Annotated in this window: 15 protein-coding genes; 10 read left to right on the top strand and 5 right to left on the bottom strand. The window is 40.6% G+C overall.

Going from position 1 to position 19,574, the window contains the following annotated elements:
- Positions 1–90: 90 nt before the first annotated feature.
- From glnE to CYCPU_RS0109205, 6 genes are all read left to right on the top strand, one after another.
- Positions 91–2,946 (top strand): bifunctional [glutamate--ammonia ligase]-adenylyl-L-tyrosine phosphorylase/[glutamate--ammonia-ligase] adenylyltransferase, encoded by a 2,856-nt coding sequence (gene glnE / locus CYCPU_RS0109230; RefSeq protein WP_020162553.1) that lies wholly within the window; start codon positions 91–93, stop codon positions 2,944–2,946.
- Between the two features lie 42 nt (positions 2,947–2,988).
- Positions 2,989–3,909: a branched-chain amino acid transaminase gene (locus CYCPU_RS0109225; protein WP_020162552.1), complete on the top strand. Its 921-nt coding sequence runs from the start codon at positions 2,989–2,991 to the stop codon at positions 3,907–3,909.
- Between the two features lie 56 nt (positions 3,910–3,965).
- The gene (gene waaF / locus CYCPU_RS0109220) at positions 3,966–4,937 is read left to right on the top strand and encodes a lipopolysaccharide heptosyltransferase II (RefSeq protein WP_020162551.1); all 972 of its coding nucleotides are present in this window, start codon (positions 3,966–3,968) and stop codon (positions 4,935–4,937) included.
- Complete coding sequence (gene waaC, locus CYCPU_RS0109215; protein ID WP_232228630.1) at positions 4,874–5,953, top strand: lipopolysaccharide heptosyltransferase I; 1,080 nt, start codon at positions 4,874–4,876, stop codon at positions 5,951–5,953. The genes waaF and waaC overlap by 64 nt, the downstream gene beginning before the upstream one ends.
- Complete coding sequence (locus CYCPU_RS0109210; protein ID WP_020162549.1) at positions 5,950–7,386, top strand: lipopolysaccharide kinase InaA family protein; 1,437 nt, start codon at positions 5,950–5,952, stop codon at positions 7,384–7,386. The genes waaC and CYCPU_RS0109210 overlap by 4 nt, the downstream gene beginning before the upstream one ends.
- Positions 7,387–7,463: 77 nt before the next feature.
- Entirely contained in the window at positions 7,464–8,108 is a 645-nt protein-coding gene (locus CYCPU_RS0109205; RefSeq protein WP_232228629.1) for a sulfotransferase family protein, read from the top strand.
- A 21-nt stretch (positions 8,109–8,129) separates the two neighbouring features.
- Here the strand turns inward: CYCPU_RS0109205 and CYCPU_RS0109200 are convergent, their stop codons facing one another.
- The 4 genes from CYCPU_RS0109200 to msbA form a co-directional block, all read right to left on the bottom strand.
- Positions 8,130–9,179, bottom strand: a complete 1,050-nt coding sequence (locus tag CYCPU_RS0109200; RefSeq protein ID WP_232228628.1) for a hypothetical protein — start codon at positions 9,177–9,179, stop codon at positions 8,130–8,132.
- 109 nt (positions 9,180–9,288) lie between these two features.
- Entirely contained in the window at positions 9,289–10,692 is a 1,404-nt protein-coding gene (locus CYCPU_RS0109195) for an MBOAT family O-acyltransferase (RefSeq protein ID WP_232228627.1), read from the bottom strand.
- A 59-nt stretch (positions 10,693–10,751) separates the two neighbouring features.
- Complete coding sequence (locus tag CYCPU_RS0109190) at positions 10,752–12,302, bottom strand: hypothetical protein (RefSeq protein WP_020162547.1); 1,551 nt, start codon at positions 12,300–12,302, stop codon at positions 10,752–10,754.
- 4 nt (positions 12,303–12,306) lie between these two features.
- Positions 12,307–14,004, bottom strand: a complete 1,698-nt coding sequence (gene msbA / locus CYCPU_RS0109185; protein ID WP_232228653.1) for a lipid A export permease/ATP-binding protein MsbA — start codon at positions 14,002–14,004, stop codon at positions 12,307–12,309.
- A 167-nt stretch (positions 14,005–14,171) separates the two neighbouring features.
- Here msbA and CYCPU_RS0109180 point away from each other — a divergent pair, with 167 nt between their 5' ends.
- Together CYCPU_RS0109180 and rfaP are read left to right on the top strand one after the other, a co-directional pair.
- Positions 14,172–15,305, top strand: coding sequence for a glycosyltransferase family 4 protein (locus CYCPU_RS0109180; RefSeq protein WP_020162545.1), 1,134 nt, complete (start codon positions 14,172–14,174; stop codon positions 15,303–15,305).
- Positions 15,295–16,098 carry a lipopolysaccharide core heptose(I) kinase RfaP gene (gene rfaP, locus CYCPU_RS0109175; protein ID WP_020162544.1) on the top strand — a complete coding sequence of 268 codons (804 nt, stop codon included), beginning with the start codon at positions 15,295–15,297 and terminating at the stop codon, positions 16,096–16,098. Before CYCPU_RS0109180 ends, rfaP begins: the two co-directional genes overlap by 11 nt.
- On the opposite strand, the gene CYCPU_RS0109170 is transcribed toward rfaP, so the two are convergent.
- The gene (locus CYCPU_RS0109170; RefSeq protein WP_020162543.1) at positions 16,095–16,913 is read right to left on the bottom strand and encodes a lipopolysaccharide kinase InaA family protein; all 819 of its coding nucleotides are present in this window, start codon (positions 16,911–16,913) and stop codon (positions 16,095–16,097) included. The genes rfaP and CYCPU_RS0109170 overlap by 4 nt on opposite strands.
- 23 nt (positions 16,914–16,936) lie before the next feature.
- Between CYCPU_RS0109170 and CYCPU_RS0109165 the strand changes: the two genes are divergently transcribed.
- Positions 16,937–17,698: a lipopolysaccharide kinase InaA family protein gene (locus CYCPU_RS0109165; protein WP_020162542.1), complete on the top strand. Its 762-nt coding sequence runs from the start codon at positions 16,937–16,939 to the stop codon at positions 17,696–17,698.
- Positions 17,699–17,828: 130 nt separating this feature from the next.
- Entirely contained in the window at positions 17,829–19,562 is a 1,734-nt protein-coding gene (locus tag CYCPU_RS0109160; RefSeq protein WP_020162541.1) for a carbamoyltransferase family protein, read from the top strand.
- Positions 19,563–19,574 lie beyond the last annotated feature (12 nt).

The raw sequence follows: 19,574 nt of genomic DNA, 5'->3' as shown, positions 1-19,574 counted from the left end.
GCGCAAAGAAGTACAATGATTTTAGACTAAATTTATAGAAAGGATATGATATTAGACTATGACAGAGATATTTTCGATTAAAGTAACTTTATGACAATATTAGACAGTAGTGAATTATTGGCTCAATTGCCTAGCGAATTACATGCAGATATAACGCATATGGTCAGTGAGCTGCCGGATTTATTTGATCAACGTCGGCTTGCAGAAATGGATGCTCATTTAGCTGGCCGAGTTGTGGCGAGTAGTTCGTTTATTCAACGCCAAGCAGTACGCTTTCCTGAGATAAGCGAGAAGCTATTGCAAGGGGTCGGCCCAATTAACTGGTGTGTCGATAGCCTATTTGAAGAGTTAACGGGCAGGGTCGATGGAGTTACTGATGAAGCGACTATGATGCCCCTGCTTCGCCAGTTTCGCAATCAATACATGTTACAGATTGCTTGGCTTGATCTCGCTGGCGCTGAGGTCGATTCAATTTTGCAGTATTTGTCTGCATTGGCTGATGCGTTGATCCGATGTGCAGTGGAATGGGCGTATTCGATGGCTTGTGCACGCTCGGGTATTCCCCGTGATGAGCAAGGCAAAGAGCAGCAGTTAATAGTGATTGGTATGGGGAAACTGGGTGCGAAGGAGCTTAACTTTTCCTCGGATATAGACCTTATATTTTGTTACCCATCAAGGGGTGAAACCGATGGTACACGGCCTACAAGTAATGAAGAGTTCTTTACTAAAATGTGCAGAATGGTTATTCGCTTGCTAGACAAGGTTACAGTGGATGGTTTTGTCTTTCGCGTAGATACCCGGTTACGCCCTTTTGGTGAAAGTGGGGCATTAGTGCTAAACCACGATGCCATGGAAATTTATTACCAAAGCCATGCGCGAGAGTGGGAGCGTTATGCGATGGTGAAGGCACGGCTGATAACCGGAAGTAAAGAAGGTAAGGCTGAACTTACGACGATGATAAAGGCCTTTGTTTTTCGCCGTTATTTAGATTATGGCGTGTTCGACTCTATTCGCGTGATGAAGCGACAGATTGAAGCGCAGTTACAAAAAAAGGGTGTTGAGCATAATGTTAAATTAGGGCCGGGTGGTATTCGGGAAATTGAATTTATTGGCCAGGCGTTCCAGCTGATTCGAGGTGGTCGAGATAAAGCGTTGCAAGCGCGTGGTATTTTGAAAGTGTTAGGCTTATTGGCTGATAGGAATCAAATTTCACCATTAGCAGCGCAAGAACTTAGCGAAGATTATCGCTACTTACGTCGTTTAGAAAATCATATTCAAGAGATAGATGATCGGCAAACACATGATTTACCCACCGATACTAAAAACCAGCTGCGGCTAGTACTTTCAATGGGCTTTTCAAGCTGGCTTGAGCTGCTTGAAAAAACACAACAAACGATGAAGCGAGTACATCAATATTTTGACAGGCTGGTCGATTTTGATGAGCCTACCGAACAAACTGATAATACCGACTGGTTAGACTTAACTGAGGAGGGGCTGGATAGCTTTTTAGCCGCCAAAGGTGGCTCAGTGAGTGAGGAAACGCGAAAAGGCATTATCCATTTTTGCCACAGTTATCCGGTTAGACAATTACAGGAGAAAGGTCGGCAATATATCGTTCGGTTATTGCCCATGTTGTTAGAGCGTTTACTCATAGTGGAGCCAGAAGAAAAAACAGTACTCGTTTTTCTGGCTATGCTTGAAAAGATTTGTAACCGTGTTGCGTACTTAGTTCTTTTGGTTGAAAGCCCAAGTGTCTTTAATCAGTTAACTCGGTTGGCGATATTGAGCCCTTGGATTGTAACGCAGGTGACAAGATCGCCCATTCTATTGGATGAATTGATTGATCCTCATAGTTTATATCAGGTGCCGTCAAAAGATGAGCTTCAAGCTGATTTAGATAATGCCTTATTATCAATAGACTCGGACGATATTGAAGCTCAGATGGAAGCGTTGAGGTTGTTTAAGCAAACCAGTGTTTTACATGTTGCTGCCTCAGATTTAACAGGTACTTTGCCGGTCATGGTGGTGAGCGATAAACTGACGGAGATAGCAGAGGTCATTGTTGAAAAAGTGGTGACATTGAGTTGGAAATCGATCTGCGCACAATATGGAACGCCCGCGAATGCAAGCGCGCAGTCGGTGAGTGGTTTTGCGGTGATTGGCTTTGGAAAAATGGGGGGTATTGAGCTGGGCTTTGGGTCAGATCTTGATGTGGTTTTTTTGCATAAAGAGGCTCAAATAGATGAGATGACAGTGGGTGATCGTGCGATTTCATTGGGTGAGTTCTATATGCGCTTGGGGCGAAAAATTATTACTTACATGGTAACGCGCACTTTTTCTGGTTTATTGTATGAAATGGATTTACGACTGCGGCCGAATGGAAATTCTGGTCTGTTAGTTAGCAGTGAGTCATCATTTGAGCAATATCAGCGAAAAAACGCATGGGCGTGGGAACATCAGGCTCTAGTACGTGCGCGATTTGTTGCTGGGTGTTCTGACGTAGCTGAGCGATTTAACAAGATTCGAAGTGAGGTGTTAGGGCTTCGACGAGATATAACAACCTTGAGAAATGAGGTGGTTGAAATGCGAGAAAAAATGCGTTCAACGTTACTGACTAAAAAGCAGGGCTTTTTTGATCTTAAACATGGTGTTGGAGGTATTGTCGATATTGAGTTTATTGTACAATTCGGTGTATTGGCTAATGCTAATGAACATGACAGTCTATTAACGTATACAGACAATATTCGTCTGTTACATGAATTGAACAAGATTGGTTTCTTATCGACGTTACAACAGCAGAATCTTGATGGGGCATACAAAGCCTATCGAGAAGCCTCGCATCATGCTTCATTAGCAGAACAGCCAACAATGGTACCAGTTGATGTGGTTGAAGAGCAGGTTCGGCAGGTGGCGTTAGTTTGGGATGAAATAATGATAAATAACTAAACGAATGGTCGTTTAGTTTCACAAATAAATTAGGAGTTAACTATGGGAATGGATGACAAAGATGGCGTCATCTGGATGGACGGTGAATGGGTAGATTGGCGCGACGCCAAAGTCCACGTGCTTACGCATACTCTGCATTATGGTATGGGTGTGTTTGAAGGCACACGTGCCTATGAAACAAATGAAGGCACCGCTATTTTCAGATTGCAGGATCATACTGACCGTTTGTTCCGCTCGGCTCATATTTTAAATATGCAAATTCCGTTTGATAAAGCTACGCTAAACCAGGTGCAGCGCGAGGCGGTGGCTAAAAATAAGTTAAAGTCTGCTTATTTGCGTCCGATGTGTTTTTACGGTTCTGAAGGAATGGGTATACGTGCCGATAGCCTGAAAGTTCACGTCATGGTTGCGGCATGGGAATGGGGTAAATACCTTGGTGAAGACGGTATAGAAAAAGGTATTCGCATTCGTACATCTTCTTATATCAGAAACCATGTGAATAGTGTGATGTGCAAAGCTAAAGCAAATGGAAACTATATGAACTCTATTTTGGCGCTGCAAGAAGCTATTTCATGCGGTTACGATGAAGCGATGTTGCTCGATCACGAAGGCTATGTGGCAGAAGGCAGCGGTGAAAACATCTTTCTTGTTCGCAATGGTAAGTTAATTACGCCCGACCTAACCTCTGCATTAGAAGGGATTACGCGCGAAACAATTTTCCAACTGGCTGAAGAGTGTAGCTTAGAAGTCGTTGAAAAAAGAATCACACGTGATGAGGTTTATGTCGCCGATGAAGCGTTTTTCACCGGGACAGCTGCTGAAGTGACGCCTATTCGTGAAGTGGATGATCGAACCATCGGCAATGGGGGGCGTGGCCCAATTACCGAACGCTTACAAACAATGTATTTTGATGCCGTCCAAGGTCGCTCCGCTCAGCATAGTGACTGGCTAACTTACGTATAATAGGCTTGAGTAACCCTTATCGCATACTAATCGTAGGCCCTTCGTGGGTCGGCGATATGGTGATGGCACAAAGTTTATTTATAGCACTTAAAGAGCAATATCAACATTGCTCAATAGATGTGCTCGCACCGCAATGGTCATTAGCGTTGATGGAGCGGATGCCTGAAGTACGTAAAGCGATTGTTATGTCATTGGGGCATGGACAGTTTAATTTCAAGGGTCGTAAAAACTTGGGCCTATCGCTACGTGATGAAAATTATGACGAAGCGATTGTATTGCCAAATTCATGGAAATCGGCCTTAGTTCCTTACTTTGCTAGGATACCGAAACGAACCGGTTATTTAGGTGAGATGCGTTGGGGTTTGTTGAATAATGCACGCAAGCTTAATAAAGATTTTTTGACTAAAACGGTGCAACGTTTTGTGGCCTTGGCCACCGAGCCGTGTGCTATTTTGCCGGTTATTCCACAGCCACGTTTATTAGTTGATCCAGCGAGTGTTGCTAAAACAACTGAAACGTTTTTATTGCCCACCAAGGCAGGGAAAATACTTGGGCTTTGCCCAGGGGCAGAATATGGCCCGGCAAAACGTTGGCCTGAAACGCATTATGCTGAGGTGGCAAAAAAAGCCATAGAAAATGGCTGGCAAGTGTATCTATTCGGCTCAGCAAAAGATAAGGCCGTAGCGGCAACTATTAATGATCTAAGTGGTGGAGCCTGTAGTGATTTTGCTGGTAAAACAAGTTTGACTCAAGCGTTAGACCTTATGTCACTATGTGATGCGGTCGTTAGCAACGATTCTGGTTTAATGCATGTGGCCGCGGCCCTTAACATTAAAACCATTGCACTGTATGGTTCGTCCGACCCAACGTTTACTCCGCCATTGCACCCAGATGCACAGGTGATTACGTTAGGATTGGAGTGTTCGCCTTGCTTTAAGCGGGAGTGTCCACTTGGGCACTTAGATTGTCTTACAAAAATTTTACCAGAGCGTGTGTTAGCGCTCTTGGACGTGGCATCAGTGCCTTGATGAAGGTGCTTATCATTAAAACATCGTCTTTGGGTGATGTTGTTCATACCTTACCAGCGTTAAGCGATGCGGTACACGCTATTCCTGGTATCTCGTTTGATTGGGTTGTAGAAGAATCATTTCAAGATATTCCAGCCTTACACCCTAATGTGCAGCGTGTGATACCGGTGTCTGTTCGGCGTTGGCGAAAGAATTTTTGGAAATATCGTGCTGAAATTAAGGCGAGTATTCGCGATATTCAGGCAGACGAATATGATGCTGTGATTGATGCACAGGGTTTAATAAAAAGTGCTTTTTTTACACGTTATGCAAAAGGTAAAAGGTACGGTCTGTCTAAAACAAGTTGTCGAGAACCGCTAGCAGCACTGGCTTACCAATATAAGGTCGATGTCGCAAAAGGGCAGCATGCGATTGACCGTGTTCGGCAGTTATTTGCAAAAAGCTTAGGTTATGACGTTCCAAGTAACTTTTTTTCATATGGCCTGAATAAAGCAAGTATAAGTGACTCGTCGGGTCTGGAAGCACCGTATTTGGTTTTTCTTCATGGCACCACATGGGAAAGCAAGCATTGGCCTAATGAATACTGGCAAACATTAATTTCACTGGCGACCGCTAAAGGCTTCAATATTTATTTGCCTTGGGGGAACGAGTTTGAAAAAACGCGTGCTGATGAACTCTCTCGCTTATCAGAAAAAGCATATGTGTTAAAACGTTCATCCGTAAAACAGCTCGCTGAAATCCTAATGAATGCCAGCGGGGTAGTGGGTGTGGATAGTGGTTTAGCGCACTTAACGGCGGCATGTGAGACACCATCAGTGACGATTTACGGCTCAACGAGTGCTGACTTAACCGGCACCATGGGAGAAAAAAACGCCTGTTTACAAACAAATTTCGCTTGCTCACCATGTTTGAAAAAGGTTTGTTGTTACAATCAACAAACAACTGTAACCCCCGCCTGTTATCAGACTTTACCAGCGGACTTGGTTTGGCAAAACTTAGTTGAGCTAATGGTATGAATATAGAAAAGCTAAATACAGTGAAGGAACTTGAGAATTGGGCGAACAGTTCAGCTGACATGTTGGCATTAACAACTCAGCATGGACCTATTCAGTTAGAGGCGAATTTAAGGCACTTACCTACAAGACGATTAACGTGTCGTGCGCAATGGCAGAATAAGCGAGTGATCGCGAAGTTTTTTTACGGTGCTGGTTTTAAGGCATTAATGTTTAAAGAAGCGTTAATGTTACAGGCTTTAAAGAAGTCATCTATCAAGGTGCCCGAGTTACTGCATAGTGAACAACATACTGATTATGGGGTGCTCGTTATTCAGTATATAGAGCACGTGCAAACGCTTTCTTCCTTTTTTTGGTCGCAGCCTGAACAAGCCGAGCTTGAGACTAAATTACTCGCAGTTACTGAGTTAGTGTTGTTGTGCCAACAGGCAGGGTTTGAGATTAAAGACCCTCATTTAGATAATTTTTTATGTTGCCAAGGTGATGTGTATCTTATTGATGCAGGTGATATAAAAAAAGTAAAAAACAAGCTTAGCGCTCAAGCAGCGATGCAAAATTTAGCATTATTTTATGCGCAATTACCGGTAACGTTAGATCAACAAGCGTATCAATTGTTAACAAAAATGTTAGAAAGTTTGGCTGACTGGAACGGCTTGAGCGAACAATCTTGGCGGCAAGCGTTACTTAAACAACGACGTTGGCGACAAAAAAGATTTATTAATAAAAAGGTTTTTCGCTCATGTACAGCCTATATTTGTGAGCAAAATACATCACGTTTTTTGATGGCTAAACGGGCTGATTACTCTGAACAAATGGCCGTAGCGCTATCTGATCCAGACAAGCTTATTGCTAAGGGCCGATTGTTGAAAGATGGCGCCACTGCCACGGTAGCCCAGGTGGAGATTGCTGGACAGCCGTATGTGTTAAAACGTTACAATATAAAAAAACCTATTCATGCTTTATTACGAGGTTTTTGTTGGTCTAGAGCGGCAATATCGTGGAAGAACGGTCTGCTCTTAGAAATGTTGGGCATCCCAACTGCAAAATCGTATGCGATGATTGAGGAGCGTAAGAGGGCACTAAGACGGCGCTCATACCTGTTGTCAGAATATATTGATGCGCCTAGAGCGTGGGATATTTATGAAGATGATCAATATGATGAAGAGAATAAAAAGCAGTGGGCAAAAAAAATCTACGAATTGTTTTTACTGTTAAAACTCAGTCAGATCAGCCATGGTGATTTAAAAGCACATAATATTTTGTGCTCCGCTGAAGGCGCTTTTTTTATAGACTTAGACGGTCTTAAGTCAAACCAGAACTTTAAAAGATTTCAGAAAAAAATTTCTAAAGACCTTCGGCGCTTTCAGATAAGTTGGCCGGATAAGTGGAAAGAAAACCCTTATTTCATTAAATTCACACACTTATTATTAAAATGAAATTAACACTAAAAAAGAGGTTTGAGCATTGGAAGCGTAATAATAAAATCCAGCGTGAAAAGCCAGAAGTGTGGCTTATGAAAGATATACGTGTGGGTTATATTCAAATCCCTAAAGTAGCAACGCGGTCAATTCAACAGTGTTTAGCTAATTACTATGTTGAAAAGGAATCTCTTGATAGGCCAATAGTGTGGGATAAAAAAACAATCAAAAAGGTTGAAGAAAAAACTGCATTTCATGCATCACAGAAAGTACTAAGTCTGCTATCAAAAGAAAATTATATTTTTGCTTTTGTGAGAAACCCTTACGATCGATTATATTCGGCATATAAAAACAAGGTATTACAGCCACTAGAAATAGGGGGCAAAAATATTTTTAGTAATCATGGTGTTAGGTTAGGAATGGAGTTTGATGAGTTTGTTGATATTGTTTGTGGTTTAACAGACAACAGAATAGATAGACACTTACGCTCGCAGGCATGGTTTCTAAGTTATGAAGGAAACGTTATCCCAAAGTTTATAGGGCAATTAGAGTGCTTTGAAAAAGATTGGGCGTCATTAGATAAGCGATTTAACCTAGGGGAGCCAGTACATAAAAATAGTACAAAAAGTCTAAATATTGATGATTATCGTATGAAGTATTCTAGGGAGCTAGAAGAAAAAGTGTATGAGCGTTATAAAGAAGACTTTAATTTTTTTGGCTACGAAAGATTGAAATTTTAAATTTAATGTAAAAAACGAGTTTTAGCTGTTCGGTTTTATTAATGAAAGAACCGTTGAGTATAACTCGCTATTTTTTTGTTCGTACTCCTCTAATTTGATACGTTGTTTGGCAATTTCAAAATCAATATTCTCACTTGTTAATTTGACGCCAAAGCTTGGCTCTATTGGCGATGATGGTGCCATGACTCTACTTAAGATGAGATCGCCCATCGATTCTTTGTAATGAGATGTTTCCCAAAACCATTTCATCGGTGTTGATGTTTTCTCGGTTGGAACGGTTTCAGATATAACCGTGCTTAAATCAGTAAAATCGTAAAGAGGAATATTATTGGGGGCGCTTGTTAGAGAGACGATCTCCTGTTTCCAAGTAAGAAAGTTCTCCCATATGCCCATTTGTTTAAAAGTCATTAATTGTAGAGTATGGACCGGTGAAATAACGATCATAAGGTTAATCTCATGATCAAGGCAGGTTTTTATTAACTCTTTTAATAATCTTAACCTATCACTGGAATAGCCCTTTGAAGAATAAGTTTCATTATTATTGATGACTTTTTTTTCTAGGGTATTGAGAATTAGTTCGTGCTGCTCACCGTTATCAATCGTATCTGAAAAAGTGAGTTCGCCTAACTTTTGGCCTTGCTTATGTTTAGCGGGTAATCCTTTTGCGGTGTACTTTAAGGTTCGAAATGATTTTTCGATAGACTCTTTGCTGAAATGCTCTTTGAAAAATGATGAGAAAGCGTTGTTTGAATCGTCAAATCTAGAGAGAGTGAAATCTGCGCTGGTTGAACGTGCTTCGGAAAAAAGGCCGTAATCGAGAGCAAGCATGATTAATTTAGGTTGCTTGTGCTTGATAATGGTCTGGAATACTTTATGTGTTTCTATAAAGTTACTACCAGCTAACGATGCATTATATGCTTTGAGTGAGCCCCAAAGTCGGTGTCTAGGGTTAATGCCGATTTCTGAGCGTGATGAACCCAAAATAAAAGCATCGTAATCACCTTTAACAATATGAACTGCTTTAGCTGTTCTTGTCCCTCCAAAATAACTAATGGAGCCTTTTGGAGACAAAAAAGAGTCTATATCGTATGGGTTGGCGTAAAAAGAGAGTGATAGGGCAGACAAGCAAAGTAGAAAAAATAGACTAAGAAAAATTAAAAGGTATTGCTTATATTGCATATTAAAATTGAAAGTATAAGAATTCTTGAGCTCTAGCTAAATAGATAACCGAAATAAAGCCGATGATGGAGAAGGTTAATGCTGACGCTTTACTTGGATGCCAGCGGTAGTCAAGCCGGTAAACGTCAGGTTTGACTTTATTAGAAAAAATATCGTTACTGTTGGGTGCAAACCATACTAAAAAGAGTCCAATTATAAGTGAAGAGATTGATTCGAGATGTTGGCTGAAGCCTTCGGGATTGATAATAAGCATTTGCTGGATGATATTGATAGCGGTAGGTATATTTTCTGAACGAAATATAACCCAAGCAAGAACAATAGAAAGAAATGTTAATAACCTTCCAAAAGTTGAGGAGAGGAAACTTAAGCGATGAGGCTTTGAGTTTACTAGTGTTTGCCAGCTGTGGTTAAGGGTCAAATATATTCCGTGCAACAGACCCCAAAGTATAAAAGTCCACCCTGCACCATGCCACAGGCCTCCTAGAAGCATCGTTATCATCAAATTGATATAACGTCTTGCATCACCTTTTTTATTTCCACCTAACGGGATATAAACATAATCTTTTAGGAAGCGTGAAAGGGTCATGTGCCAACGCCTCCAAAAATCTATGATATTTTTTGCTTTGTATGGAGAGTTGAAATTATATGGAAGTGTAATGCCAAATATTAAGGCTAAACCTATTGCCATATCACTATACCCTGAAAAGTCAAAATATAGTTGTAATGTGTATGCTATTGCCCCTGTCCAAGCTGTGGTTGAGTTGGCAATCATATCAGCGCTAGCCTGATTAAAGATAGGGTTAGCGAGAGAAGCGAAATAATCGGCGATAATTACTTTTTTAAACAAACCTAAGCTGAAAATAGAGAGGCCTTTGGCAATGTTTGATGTGTTGAGTATTAAAAATTTTGGGTTGGAAAACTGCGGCATCATCTCTTTATGATGAACGATAGGGCCTGCAATTAATTGTGGGAAGAATGTAACAAAAAGCAGGTAATCTAAAACTCTATGAGACTCAACTTCTTTCTTATATGTATCAACCAAATAAGTTATTTGTTGGAAGGTGAAAAATGAAATTGCTAGAGGAAGGACTATATTCAGTGTGGAATGTTCTGTATCGATGACTGCATTAATATTTTCAATAAAAAAGTTAGCATATTTAAAGTAGCCCAATAAGACTAGGTTTAGGCTAATGCCCAGTAATAAAAAGAGTTTTGAAGATAGTGCGTTATTGCTTGTATTTAAAGAAAGTATTTTCTTAGCAAGACTGAAGTTAACGAAAATTGAAAGAAGAATTAAAGGTAAATAGCTTGGGTTCCACCAGCCATAGAAGAAAAGTGAGCATGCAATAAGCCAAAGTGATGTCAGCTCCTTGTTGCCAACCCGCTGACATAGAATAAAGACCATGACTGACACGGGTAGAAAAGCAAAAATAAATTCGTAGCTATTAAAGAGCATAAATAATTTTATTGTTTAAAAATTAAAACGCTATCACCCTTACGGTTGTTAAAAATCTTTACTGGTTTTGTCTTTAATGAATTAAGCAAGGTTGAGACCCCGGTGGTGTTTTTTCGGCTTACTTGTATAGCTAAAAGGTCAAATTGATTTAATTTTCCATTGTTTATTTTTTGAATAACAGCTTTAAAGCGCGGTTCTCTAATTCGTTTCCCATTCTGATGACCAGAGTAGAAGCTGACAAATTGATCGTTGGTAAATAACGAGATGTCTTGGTTTTTATTTGAAGCAGCAATCCATTGTCCAGCATCTTTCAGATACGCTTTGCTTGCGCCGGTCGATATTAGGCTATCAAGAGTTAAGATGATAAAAAGCACTGTTGTAATTTTTACAATGTTAGCTTGAATTGGTGAAAAAGCTTTTTTTTGTAGTTGTTGATAAGCTAGTTGAAGCAAAAAAGGTAAGGGAATGATGAGCGTTAGAGCTAGTGGGATTGGGTACCTTCCAGCAAGAAAGTATCTGGATGATAAAAAGCCAACTAATATAATAATATGAATCGCTATTAAGTAAGCCCAAGGACGTATAACTTGATGGTTTACAGTGGTTCTACTGAAGAAAAGTGCGGGAACTAAGAAAATGGCATAAAGAGGACTTGTCGCGGAAACAATTTCAGTCAGTAAAATAAGTATGAAAAGAAAGGCAAGAACAGCAAAGGCATAATCATTGGAAAAGCCTTGAGGGGAAAGGGTGTTAATGAATTTTTCAGTTGAATTTAAAGCGGATGAAACGCTTGTACCGAATGAGCTTAATATATGTTCAATTTGATCGAATTTTGTAAAGCCCCTAAGGTTTATGTGTTCATAGTTATGACTATAGATGAGGGTGCTAAGTAACGTTACTAGCAGTATTAAAGTGGTTGCTATGGTCAGTTTGCCTGCTGAGGAAACAGAACGGAATAATAATAGCAGCGGTAGAAGAAGAAAAATAATGCCTTCTACCCTAAATAAAGTAGCTAAAGTAGTGAAGAAAGTTAATGAAATAACGGCCCTTAGCGTTGTTTTTTTGTAGGCTTGAAGGAAGAAGTAAACGCTTAGTAAATAAAATGCCCAATAACCGTGGTCGCGAATCACCATGTTACGGTATTCATTTAAATTTGGGTAACATAAAATCACGAGACTGGCACAATATAGGAGTATTTTGTTTTTACCAGCAAATTCTTTTACGATGATTATGAATACAGCGCAGGTCAGCGCTGTTAAGAAAGCATTTAAAATATAGGCGGAATATTCTAAAGAAAGGGTAGTGAGTGTGGAAATTTGTGAGATTAGATAGGGGTAAAACAGCCAATTATAGGCTTTTGTCGCACTTTGCCAGTCACCTTCTTGAATGAGTGATGCTAGGTATAGATAGAGTATTCCGTCACTATTTATTACTGAATCAGCTATATGTTGTGATAATGATAAGAATAGACTTATGACGACTGTAAATATAAGAAGGTTTCGTAACTCAACGTGAGTTATTTCATTCGCTGCTGTTAACGAGTGAATGGTTTTTTCCTTCATGTGTCTAGGGGGTAGTCACTTGGTTTTTTAAAAGCTTTGTGTAAGCGCCGTTGTTTGCCAACAAAGTACTATGTGTTCCAGATTCAATAATCTTACCTTTATCCATAATTAAGATTTCATCGGCGTTTTGAATGGTTGATAACCTATGGGCTATGACGATAGTCGTACGGTTTTTTACGGCTTTTTCAAATGCATTTTGAATCAGTTGTTCTGATTCGGTATCTAAAGCAGATGTTGCTTCATCAAGAATGAGAATGGGGGCATTTTTTAGTAAGGCCCTAGCAATTGCAATACGTTGACGCTGACCACCAGAGAGCTTTAGCCCATTTTCCCCCACTAAGGTGTCCCAACCATTTGGCAGTTGTTCGATAAATTCTGCGGCATTTGCATCTCTAGCGGCTTGTTTAATTTCGTCTAGCGGTGTGTTTTTAAGGGTGCCGTAGGCGATGTTATTGGCAATAGTGTCGTTAAAGAGGGTAATGTTCTGAGTAACCAGAGAAATATGGTGCCTTAGATTTTTAAGGGTATATTGATTAATGTCGACATCATCTAGCAAAATATCACCTTGTTGATGTGTGTAGAAACGAGGAATGAGGTTTGCTAGCGTTGTTTTTCCGCTACCGGACCTACCAACTAACGCAACCATCATGCCTGGTTTAATATCGATATTAATATTTTTCAGAACGGTTTTATTTGTACCTGGGTAAGAGAAGTCTAAGTTTCTGATTTTAATGTGTCCGCTAACCTTGTTGACACTATATTCACCATCGTCTTGTTCTGGTTGTGTATCAAAGATTTCAAAAATACTTTCTGCTCCAGCAATGCCTTTTTGAATGTTTGCATTGACTTCACTAAGCTGTCTGATGGGTTTGGGCATTAAACCGGCGGCAGTGATGTAAGCAATGAATTCCCCAGGAGTTGCATTAGTCATGAACAATAAAGCTAAATAGATCATTAAGGCCAAGGCAGACGCAACAATAAGCTGTAGGACAGGTGTGTTAATAGCACCTGTTTGTACCATTTTCATTGCTTGTTTGAAGTTTGAAAAGCTGGCTTCTTTAAAACGCTTTTTTTCGTAGTCTTCTCCACCAAAGCTTCGAACAACGCGGTAATTGTTGATCAGCTCGGACGAGACATGGGTGATATCGCCCATTGAGGTTTGAATGCGTTTACTAATGGCTTTAAAGCGCTTGCCGGCATACCTTACAAGTAAGCCAATGATGGGTGCAATGGTTAAAAAGATTAAAGATAAAGCCCAGTTCATGTACAACAAATAGCCGAGTAGACCGATAATGGTTAAGCCCTCTCTGACCACAACCTTAATGGCATCTGTTGCAGCAGATGTGACTTGAGAGACGTTATAGGTAACACGTGAGAGCAAGTGCCCAGAGTTTTGGTCATCGAAATATGAGTTAGGCAGGGCAGTGTATTTGTTGAATATTTCACAACGTAAATTATGTACGACGTTGTTAGCGACTTTTGCAATGTAATAACTACCTAAAAATGAGCCAATGCCTCTAAAAAAGACAATACAGATAGTTGCTAAAGGTACCCAGTAAATTTCCGATCTATTTTCAGCCTGTAATGAATCAACTAAGTACTCCATCAAGGCAGCAAGAGCGGGTTGCGTGAGGGCGAAAATGAGAAACCCTAAGAGGCTAATGGAAAAAGGTTTCCAATAAGGCCAAACGTATTCAAGCAACCTTAAGTAAATTTTAATGCTAGTGCTTGATGGGGCTTTTTTAGTTTGCTTGTTCAATGTTTAACCGTTGCGCTTAACAATCCAACATTTTAACGCATAGTTTGACCATTGGTAGGGTGTTTAGGGGTAAAATTATTTTAATTCAATAGGATTTTATTTCAGCTTCCATGCGTTTAGCTTTTGCACTTTATAAGTATTTCCCGTACGGCGGACTAGCGCGTGATTTTATGCGTATTGCGGATATTTGCCTTGAGAAAGGTTATCAAGTTGATGTGTATGTAATGGAATGGCAAGGTGATCAAAAGGCTGGCTATAATGTCTCTGTGTTGCGTTCCTCGGGGTGGAGTAATCATGCCAAAGTTGCTGACTTTCACCAGCAATTGAGATCAAGGTTGGAGCAACAATCGTATGAGGCAGTGATCGGTTTTAATAAAATTCCCGGTGTTGATGTGTATTATGCCGCGGATCCTTGTTACATCGATCGCTTTTCTGCCCGGTCGTTTTTCAATAAACTCAATCCACGATATCGTTTTTATGCTGGGGTGGAAAAAGCTGTTTTCAAAGCGCCCAGTCGTACGGTATGTTTGATGATATCAGATGTGCAAATGGCACTGTTTAAAAAGCACTACCAGACTGCTGCTGAAAGGTTAGTGATGTTACCGCCAGGCATTGATATCAACCGACGTAGACCATTAGATGCACTTCGTAAGCGGGCAGCTTTTCGTCAACAGCTAGGCATGCTTGAGCAAGATTTAATGGTCTTGATGGTTGGAACTGGGTTTAAAACCAAGGGCGTTGACCGAGCGATAAAAGCAATAGCGGCGTTACCTGAAGGGTTGAAGAGTAAAACGTCTTTAATGGTTGTTGGTGAAGATGACCTTTCTAGCTATGAGCGTTTGGCCCGAGAAAACAAGGTAAGTGAACGGGTTCACTTAATGGGAGGGCGCTCAGATGTGCCTGATTTTTTATTAGCGGCTGATCTGCTGTTACATCCTGCGCGTAAGGAGAATACGGGAACGGTTATTTTAGAAGCAATGGTTGCAGGCCTACCCATGTTGGTAACGGATGTGTGTGGTTATGCAAAGTATGTTACGCAGTCTAAAGCAGGTGCAGTAATGTCGTCACCCTTTAATCAGCAGTTACTTAATGAACAGTTAGTGAGCATGCTAACGGATGGTAAAACCAATGAACGGCGTGACCATGCATTAGCATTTGCAAACAAAGAAGACTTATACAGCATGCCTGAAAAAGCAGTAGAGGCGATTGAAACTGTCATAAATAGGAAACGGAATGAAACTTGAAGTAACGGAAGAGTTTCAAAAAGACTGGGGCGACACCCCTAGCTTTGATCAGTTAATGGCACTTGACGGTGAAATGTATCGACAAGTGGCACGACGTAAAACATTCAAGTTTCTTCTTAAGGAGACGTTTTACTTTGCAAAAATTCACCACGGTGTTGGTTGGAGGGAGATTTTAAAAAACATTATTCAGGGGCGGTTACCTATATTGGGTGCCGAAAATGAATATGATGCCATTCGTGCTCTAACAAAGCTTGGCATTAAGACGATGACACTTGCAGCTTATGGGCGGCGTGGGTGGAATATCGCCGAGCAAGAATCCTTTGTGCTAACACGGTCACTTGAACCGGCCATAAGCTTAGAAGATTTCTGTGCAAATTGGGCAGTAGATAAGCCTTCGCTAAAATTAAAGCGAGCATTGATTAGACGTGTGGCTAGCATAACGCGAAAAATGCATGAAAATGGCATTAATCATCGAGATTTGTATATTTGCCATTTTTTATTGAAAGAGAATGAACTTGAAGCCCTTAATGGCAATAAAGATGTTGATCTTTATTTAATAGACTTACATCGGGTACAAATAAGAGCTAAAACGCCGATGCGCTGGTTAGTAAAAGATTTGGCCGCTTTGTGGTTTTCAAGTATGGATCTTGGCCTCAGTCGTCAGGATTTGTTTTACTTTATTCATCACTACACTGGGAATAAAGCGACTAAAGAATTAACCGAGAACAAAAAGTTTTGGGCTGAAGTAAAAAGAAAAGCACGGGTCTTAAAAGCTAAACCGATAAAAGCTTAAGGCGTTATCTTTTTAGGTGGGCGGCGGCTTAAATGCTTGGCAATATCCAAAAACAGCTTTCTAGCCTCTGCTTTTGATGCGGAGGGACCAAGGTAAGAATAAAGCATTCTGTAGAGTTGTTGGGTGGTAAAGAAGGAGAGTGCTTTGCGGGCTAAGCCGCTTAAGTCGGCCACCTTAAGGCGGTAATTAAAAAATTTACGCTGAATGCCTCGAGGGCAATCTATCCATATAGGTGTGTAAGTCTGTCCTGTTTGTTGGATAAGGATATTCCGCCATTTGAGATCTAGATGAAACAGCCCCGTGTCATGAGCGGTTCTTATTTGTTGGAATAATTGTTCCTTAAGACTATTAAGTATAAGTCTGTGCTCACTGTTGGGCATTTTTAACAGGACTTTTTTGAAAAAGTGATCTAATTGCATGCTATTAGGTTGTTCCTTTGTCACGATGCAAGCAGTATCTAAGCGACCAAAGGAGCGTTGTTCATATAAGGCAATTGTATCTATGGTTGGAATGCCAAGATTCTTAAAACGTTGGTAGTTAATTGACTCATTAGCGGCTTTGCTTCGGCGTAAGAAAAATTCCCAGCGATTTTTTTTATAGACATACCTTTTGAAATAAAAAACTCCTTGATTGCTTGGCAGAGTAATTTTTAGGCAGGTGGTTTTGCCTGATGATAAAGTTTCACCAGTATTAAACGTTAGCCAGTTCGATGCATCATTGAGCCCGATAGTCGATAAAGTGGAGCGGTATTGGGGGACTATATTTAATCGAGTACCGTGAAAAATATACCGATATAATGATTTCCTAGAGGACATTAGATGTGTAAGTTGGTGATCAAATGAAACATTATATAGCTGAAAAATGGCGGGACATACTCGTTTTTAATGACTTAGACAGTTATGAAAAAGTATGGGCGCTGAAAGCAGATTGGTTTGAAGAGCCTAATTACCGCCGAGGTGGTTGGAGCGGAGTTTCTAGGGTTGAGTTAAAGTTGCCGCTAGGTGGTTCAGTCGGGGTGTTTTTAAAACGTCAAGAGGACCATGTGACGCGTACACTGGGGCACCCCATTAAAGGGTTTTCCACATTTGCTAGAGAATTCAATGTTATTCGTGCTTTTCAGCAGCATAATATTCCATCGTTAGAAGTCGTTTTTTTTGAACAATGGAAGCAAGATGGGCATCAACGTGCTTTTATTATGACCGAGGAATTGTCTGGCTATGCTCCGCTATCGTCCGAAGACTATAGGATGGGCTCGGCACTGTTAGCAAACGAACAACAAAAAACGGCACTATTTGAAAAACTGGCTGAACTACTCCATAGCATGCATAAGCATAAGTTTCAGCATAACTGTTTATATCCAAAGCATGTTTTCGCAAAGCAATTAGCAGCAGGTGGGGTGGATTTACGCGTTATAGACTTGGAAAAAGTAAAAAAAGTGCTGACAAAGAAGCAAGCTATGTATAGGGATTTAGATACCTTATTACGACATGCTAAGACGTGGAGTGATGAAGACAAGTTAGCATTTTATAAGACCTACCAAGGTGAGAGCTATTTGAGCAATGGTTCACAACGGCTTTGGAATAAGTTGAATAAAAAATAAATTTAATGGGCGCTGAAAAGGCTGTCTTGCGGGTTGAAATTATAAACAGCAAGAACCTTGGATCCTGTAAAATGCTGCAAAAAGAATCACCAAGCTAGGTGAAATAACAGGAATTGAAAACGGATTATTTATGATAGTTTTAGGTTTGTCGGGTGCAGTTAGTCATGACGCATCAGCAGCGTTATACATTGATGGGAAATTAGTTGCGGCGGTTGAAGAAGAGCGCTTTTTACGAGATAAACACGCAAAAGGTCAGTTTCCCTACGAATCTACCAAGTTCTGTCTAGAGTACGCGGGTATTAAACCAAGCGATGTCGACGTAGTGGCGTTTCCGTACGCGAAAATAGGCTTATCTAGTCCAGCGAGATGGCATTATGCAAAACGGCATTGGTATGCGCCGGATCGTGCGCTGATGGCATTGTTTAATGGTAACCGTCGATATGAGCGTAACTTCAATAGTGTTATGAAAATGCTCGATGACCTTGGCATTGGCTCTCAGCGTGTTAAGTATGTTCCAGTTGAACATCATTTAGCGCACGCGAGTAGTGCGTATCACTTAAGTGGTTTTAAAGAAAAAACGGCTATTCTTGGAATTGATGGAAAAGGTGAATACGCAACCACCTTTTTCGGTTACGGTGAACATGGAAAAATTCATAAAATAAAAGAATTTTATGATCCTGATTCACTGGGCGGTGTTTATGGCGCAATTACCGAATTTCTCGGTTTTGAAATGCTTGATGGCGAGTTTAAAGTAATGGGGATGGCACCCTATGGCGACCCTTCCCGGTTTGATTTTTCACGTTTAATTGAAACCGATGGTAAGGATTTTCGAGTGAATACTAAGTTGGTTAATTGCTTGGGCTTACGTCGTTATAAAGAAAATGGCAAAGGCTATTTCTTTAGTCCAAAGTTGATTGAGTGGCTGGGGCCAAAGCGTGAAGGTGATGAGATTGATGATCCGTATATTGATTATGCTGCAAGCATTCAAGCCTTGCTTGAAAAAGTAGCGCTGGGCCTAATTGATACCTATCTAGGCGACACCTTAAAAGAAACTGGCAAGTTATGTTACGCCGGTGGAGTTGCTCTTAATGTTAAATTGAACCAGCGCATTATTGCTCGACCTGATGTTAATGAACTGTTTGTACAACCTGCTGCAAGTGATGCAGGAACAGCGATTGGTGCGGCGAGTTATGCGGCTCAAGAATTAGGTGACGAGATTGAAAAAATGGAACATGTCTACCTTGGGCCAAAGTACACCAATGAAGAGTGTATTCAGGCCTGTTTAGATCACCCGAATAAACCAAAGTATGAAGTGTTGGAAAATACGACGCAATACACAGCTAAGTTGTTGGCTGAGGGTAACCCTATTTCATGGTTCCAAGGCCGTATGGAGTTTGGTCCTCGTGCGTTAGGCAATAGAAGTATTATTGGTAACCCCAGTAGTAAAGGTGTGGCAGATAGAATTAATGCACAGATCAAATACCGCGAACGTTGGCGACCTTTTTGCCCAAGTATTTTAGATACAGTGGCTGAGGATATATTGCAAACCGATCACCCAAGCCCTTATATGACGTTTACCTTTGATGTGGCAGAAAGTTGGAAAGAACGTATTCCGGAAGTAGTGCATGAAGATGGAACAGCACGGGCACAAGTTGTCACTGAAAAAACTAACCCTCGTTATTATTCGCTGATTAGCGAAGTTGAAAAGCTCACCGGCAATGGGGTCGTGTTAAACACCTCGCTAAACCGTCGTGGAGAACCGATGGTGTGTTCACCAACCGATGCCCTAAATATGTTTTATGGGTCTGACTTGGAATATTTAGTGATGGAAGATATTTTAGTGAGAAAACATAACGTCGACTAGGTGATGTGTTCT

Origin of the sequence: Cycloclasticus pugetii PS-1 (assembly GCF_000384415.1) — a bacterium.
Classification (GTDB): domain Bacteria; phylum Pseudomonadota; class Gammaproteobacteria; order Methylococcales; family Cycloclasticaceae; genus Cycloclasticus; species Cycloclasticus pugetii.
This window is presented reverse-complemented; position numbering and strand designations above follow the sequence as displayed.

Coding starts and splice junctions, on each gene's coding strand:
- CYCPU_RS0109160 (WP_020162541.1), top strand. CDS start 17,829: ATGATAGTTTTAGGTTTGTCGGGTGCAGTTAGTCATGACGCATCAGCA.
- waaF (WP_020162551.1), top strand. CDS start 3,966: ATGGTGATGGCACAAAGTTTATTTATAGCACTTAAAGAGCAATATCAA.
- CYCPU_RS0109205 (WP_232228629.1), top strand. CDS start 7,464: ATGAAAGATATACGTGTGGGTTATATTCAAATCCCTAAAGTAGCAACG.
- CYCPU_RS0109180 (WP_020162545.1), top strand. CDS start 14,172: ATGCGTTTAGCTTTTGCACTTTATAAGTATTTCCCGTACGGCGGACTA.
- CYCPU_RS0109170 (WP_020162543.1), bottom strand. CDS start 16,913: ATGTCCTCTAGGAAATCATTATATCGGTATATTTTTCACGGTACTCGA.
- CYCPU_RS0109190 (WP_020162547.1), bottom strand. CDS start 12,302: ATGAAGGAAAAAACCATTCACTCGTTAACAGCAGCGAATGAAATAACT.
- CYCPU_RS0109210 (WP_020162549.1), top strand. CDS start 5,950: ATGAATATAGAAAAGCTAAATACAGTGAAGGAACTTGAGAATTGGGCG.
- CYCPU_RS0109225 (WP_020162552.1), top strand. CDS start 2,989: ATGGGAATGGATGACAAAGATGGCGTCATCTGGATGGACGGTGAATGG.
- glnE (WP_020162553.1), top strand. CDS start 91: ATGACAATATTAGACAGTAGTGAATTATTGGCTCAATTGCCTAGCGAA.
- CYCPU_RS0109195 (WP_232228627.1), bottom strand. CDS start 10,692: ATGGTCTTTATTCTATGTCAGCGGGTTGGCAACAAGGAGCTGACATCA.
- CYCPU_RS0109165 (WP_020162542.1), top strand. CDS start 16,937: ATGAAACATTATATAGCTGAAAAATGGCGGGACATACTCGTTTTTAAT.
- rfaP (WP_020162544.1), top strand. CDS start 15,295: ATGAAACTTGAAGTAACGGAAGAGTTTCAAAAAGACTGGGGCGACACC.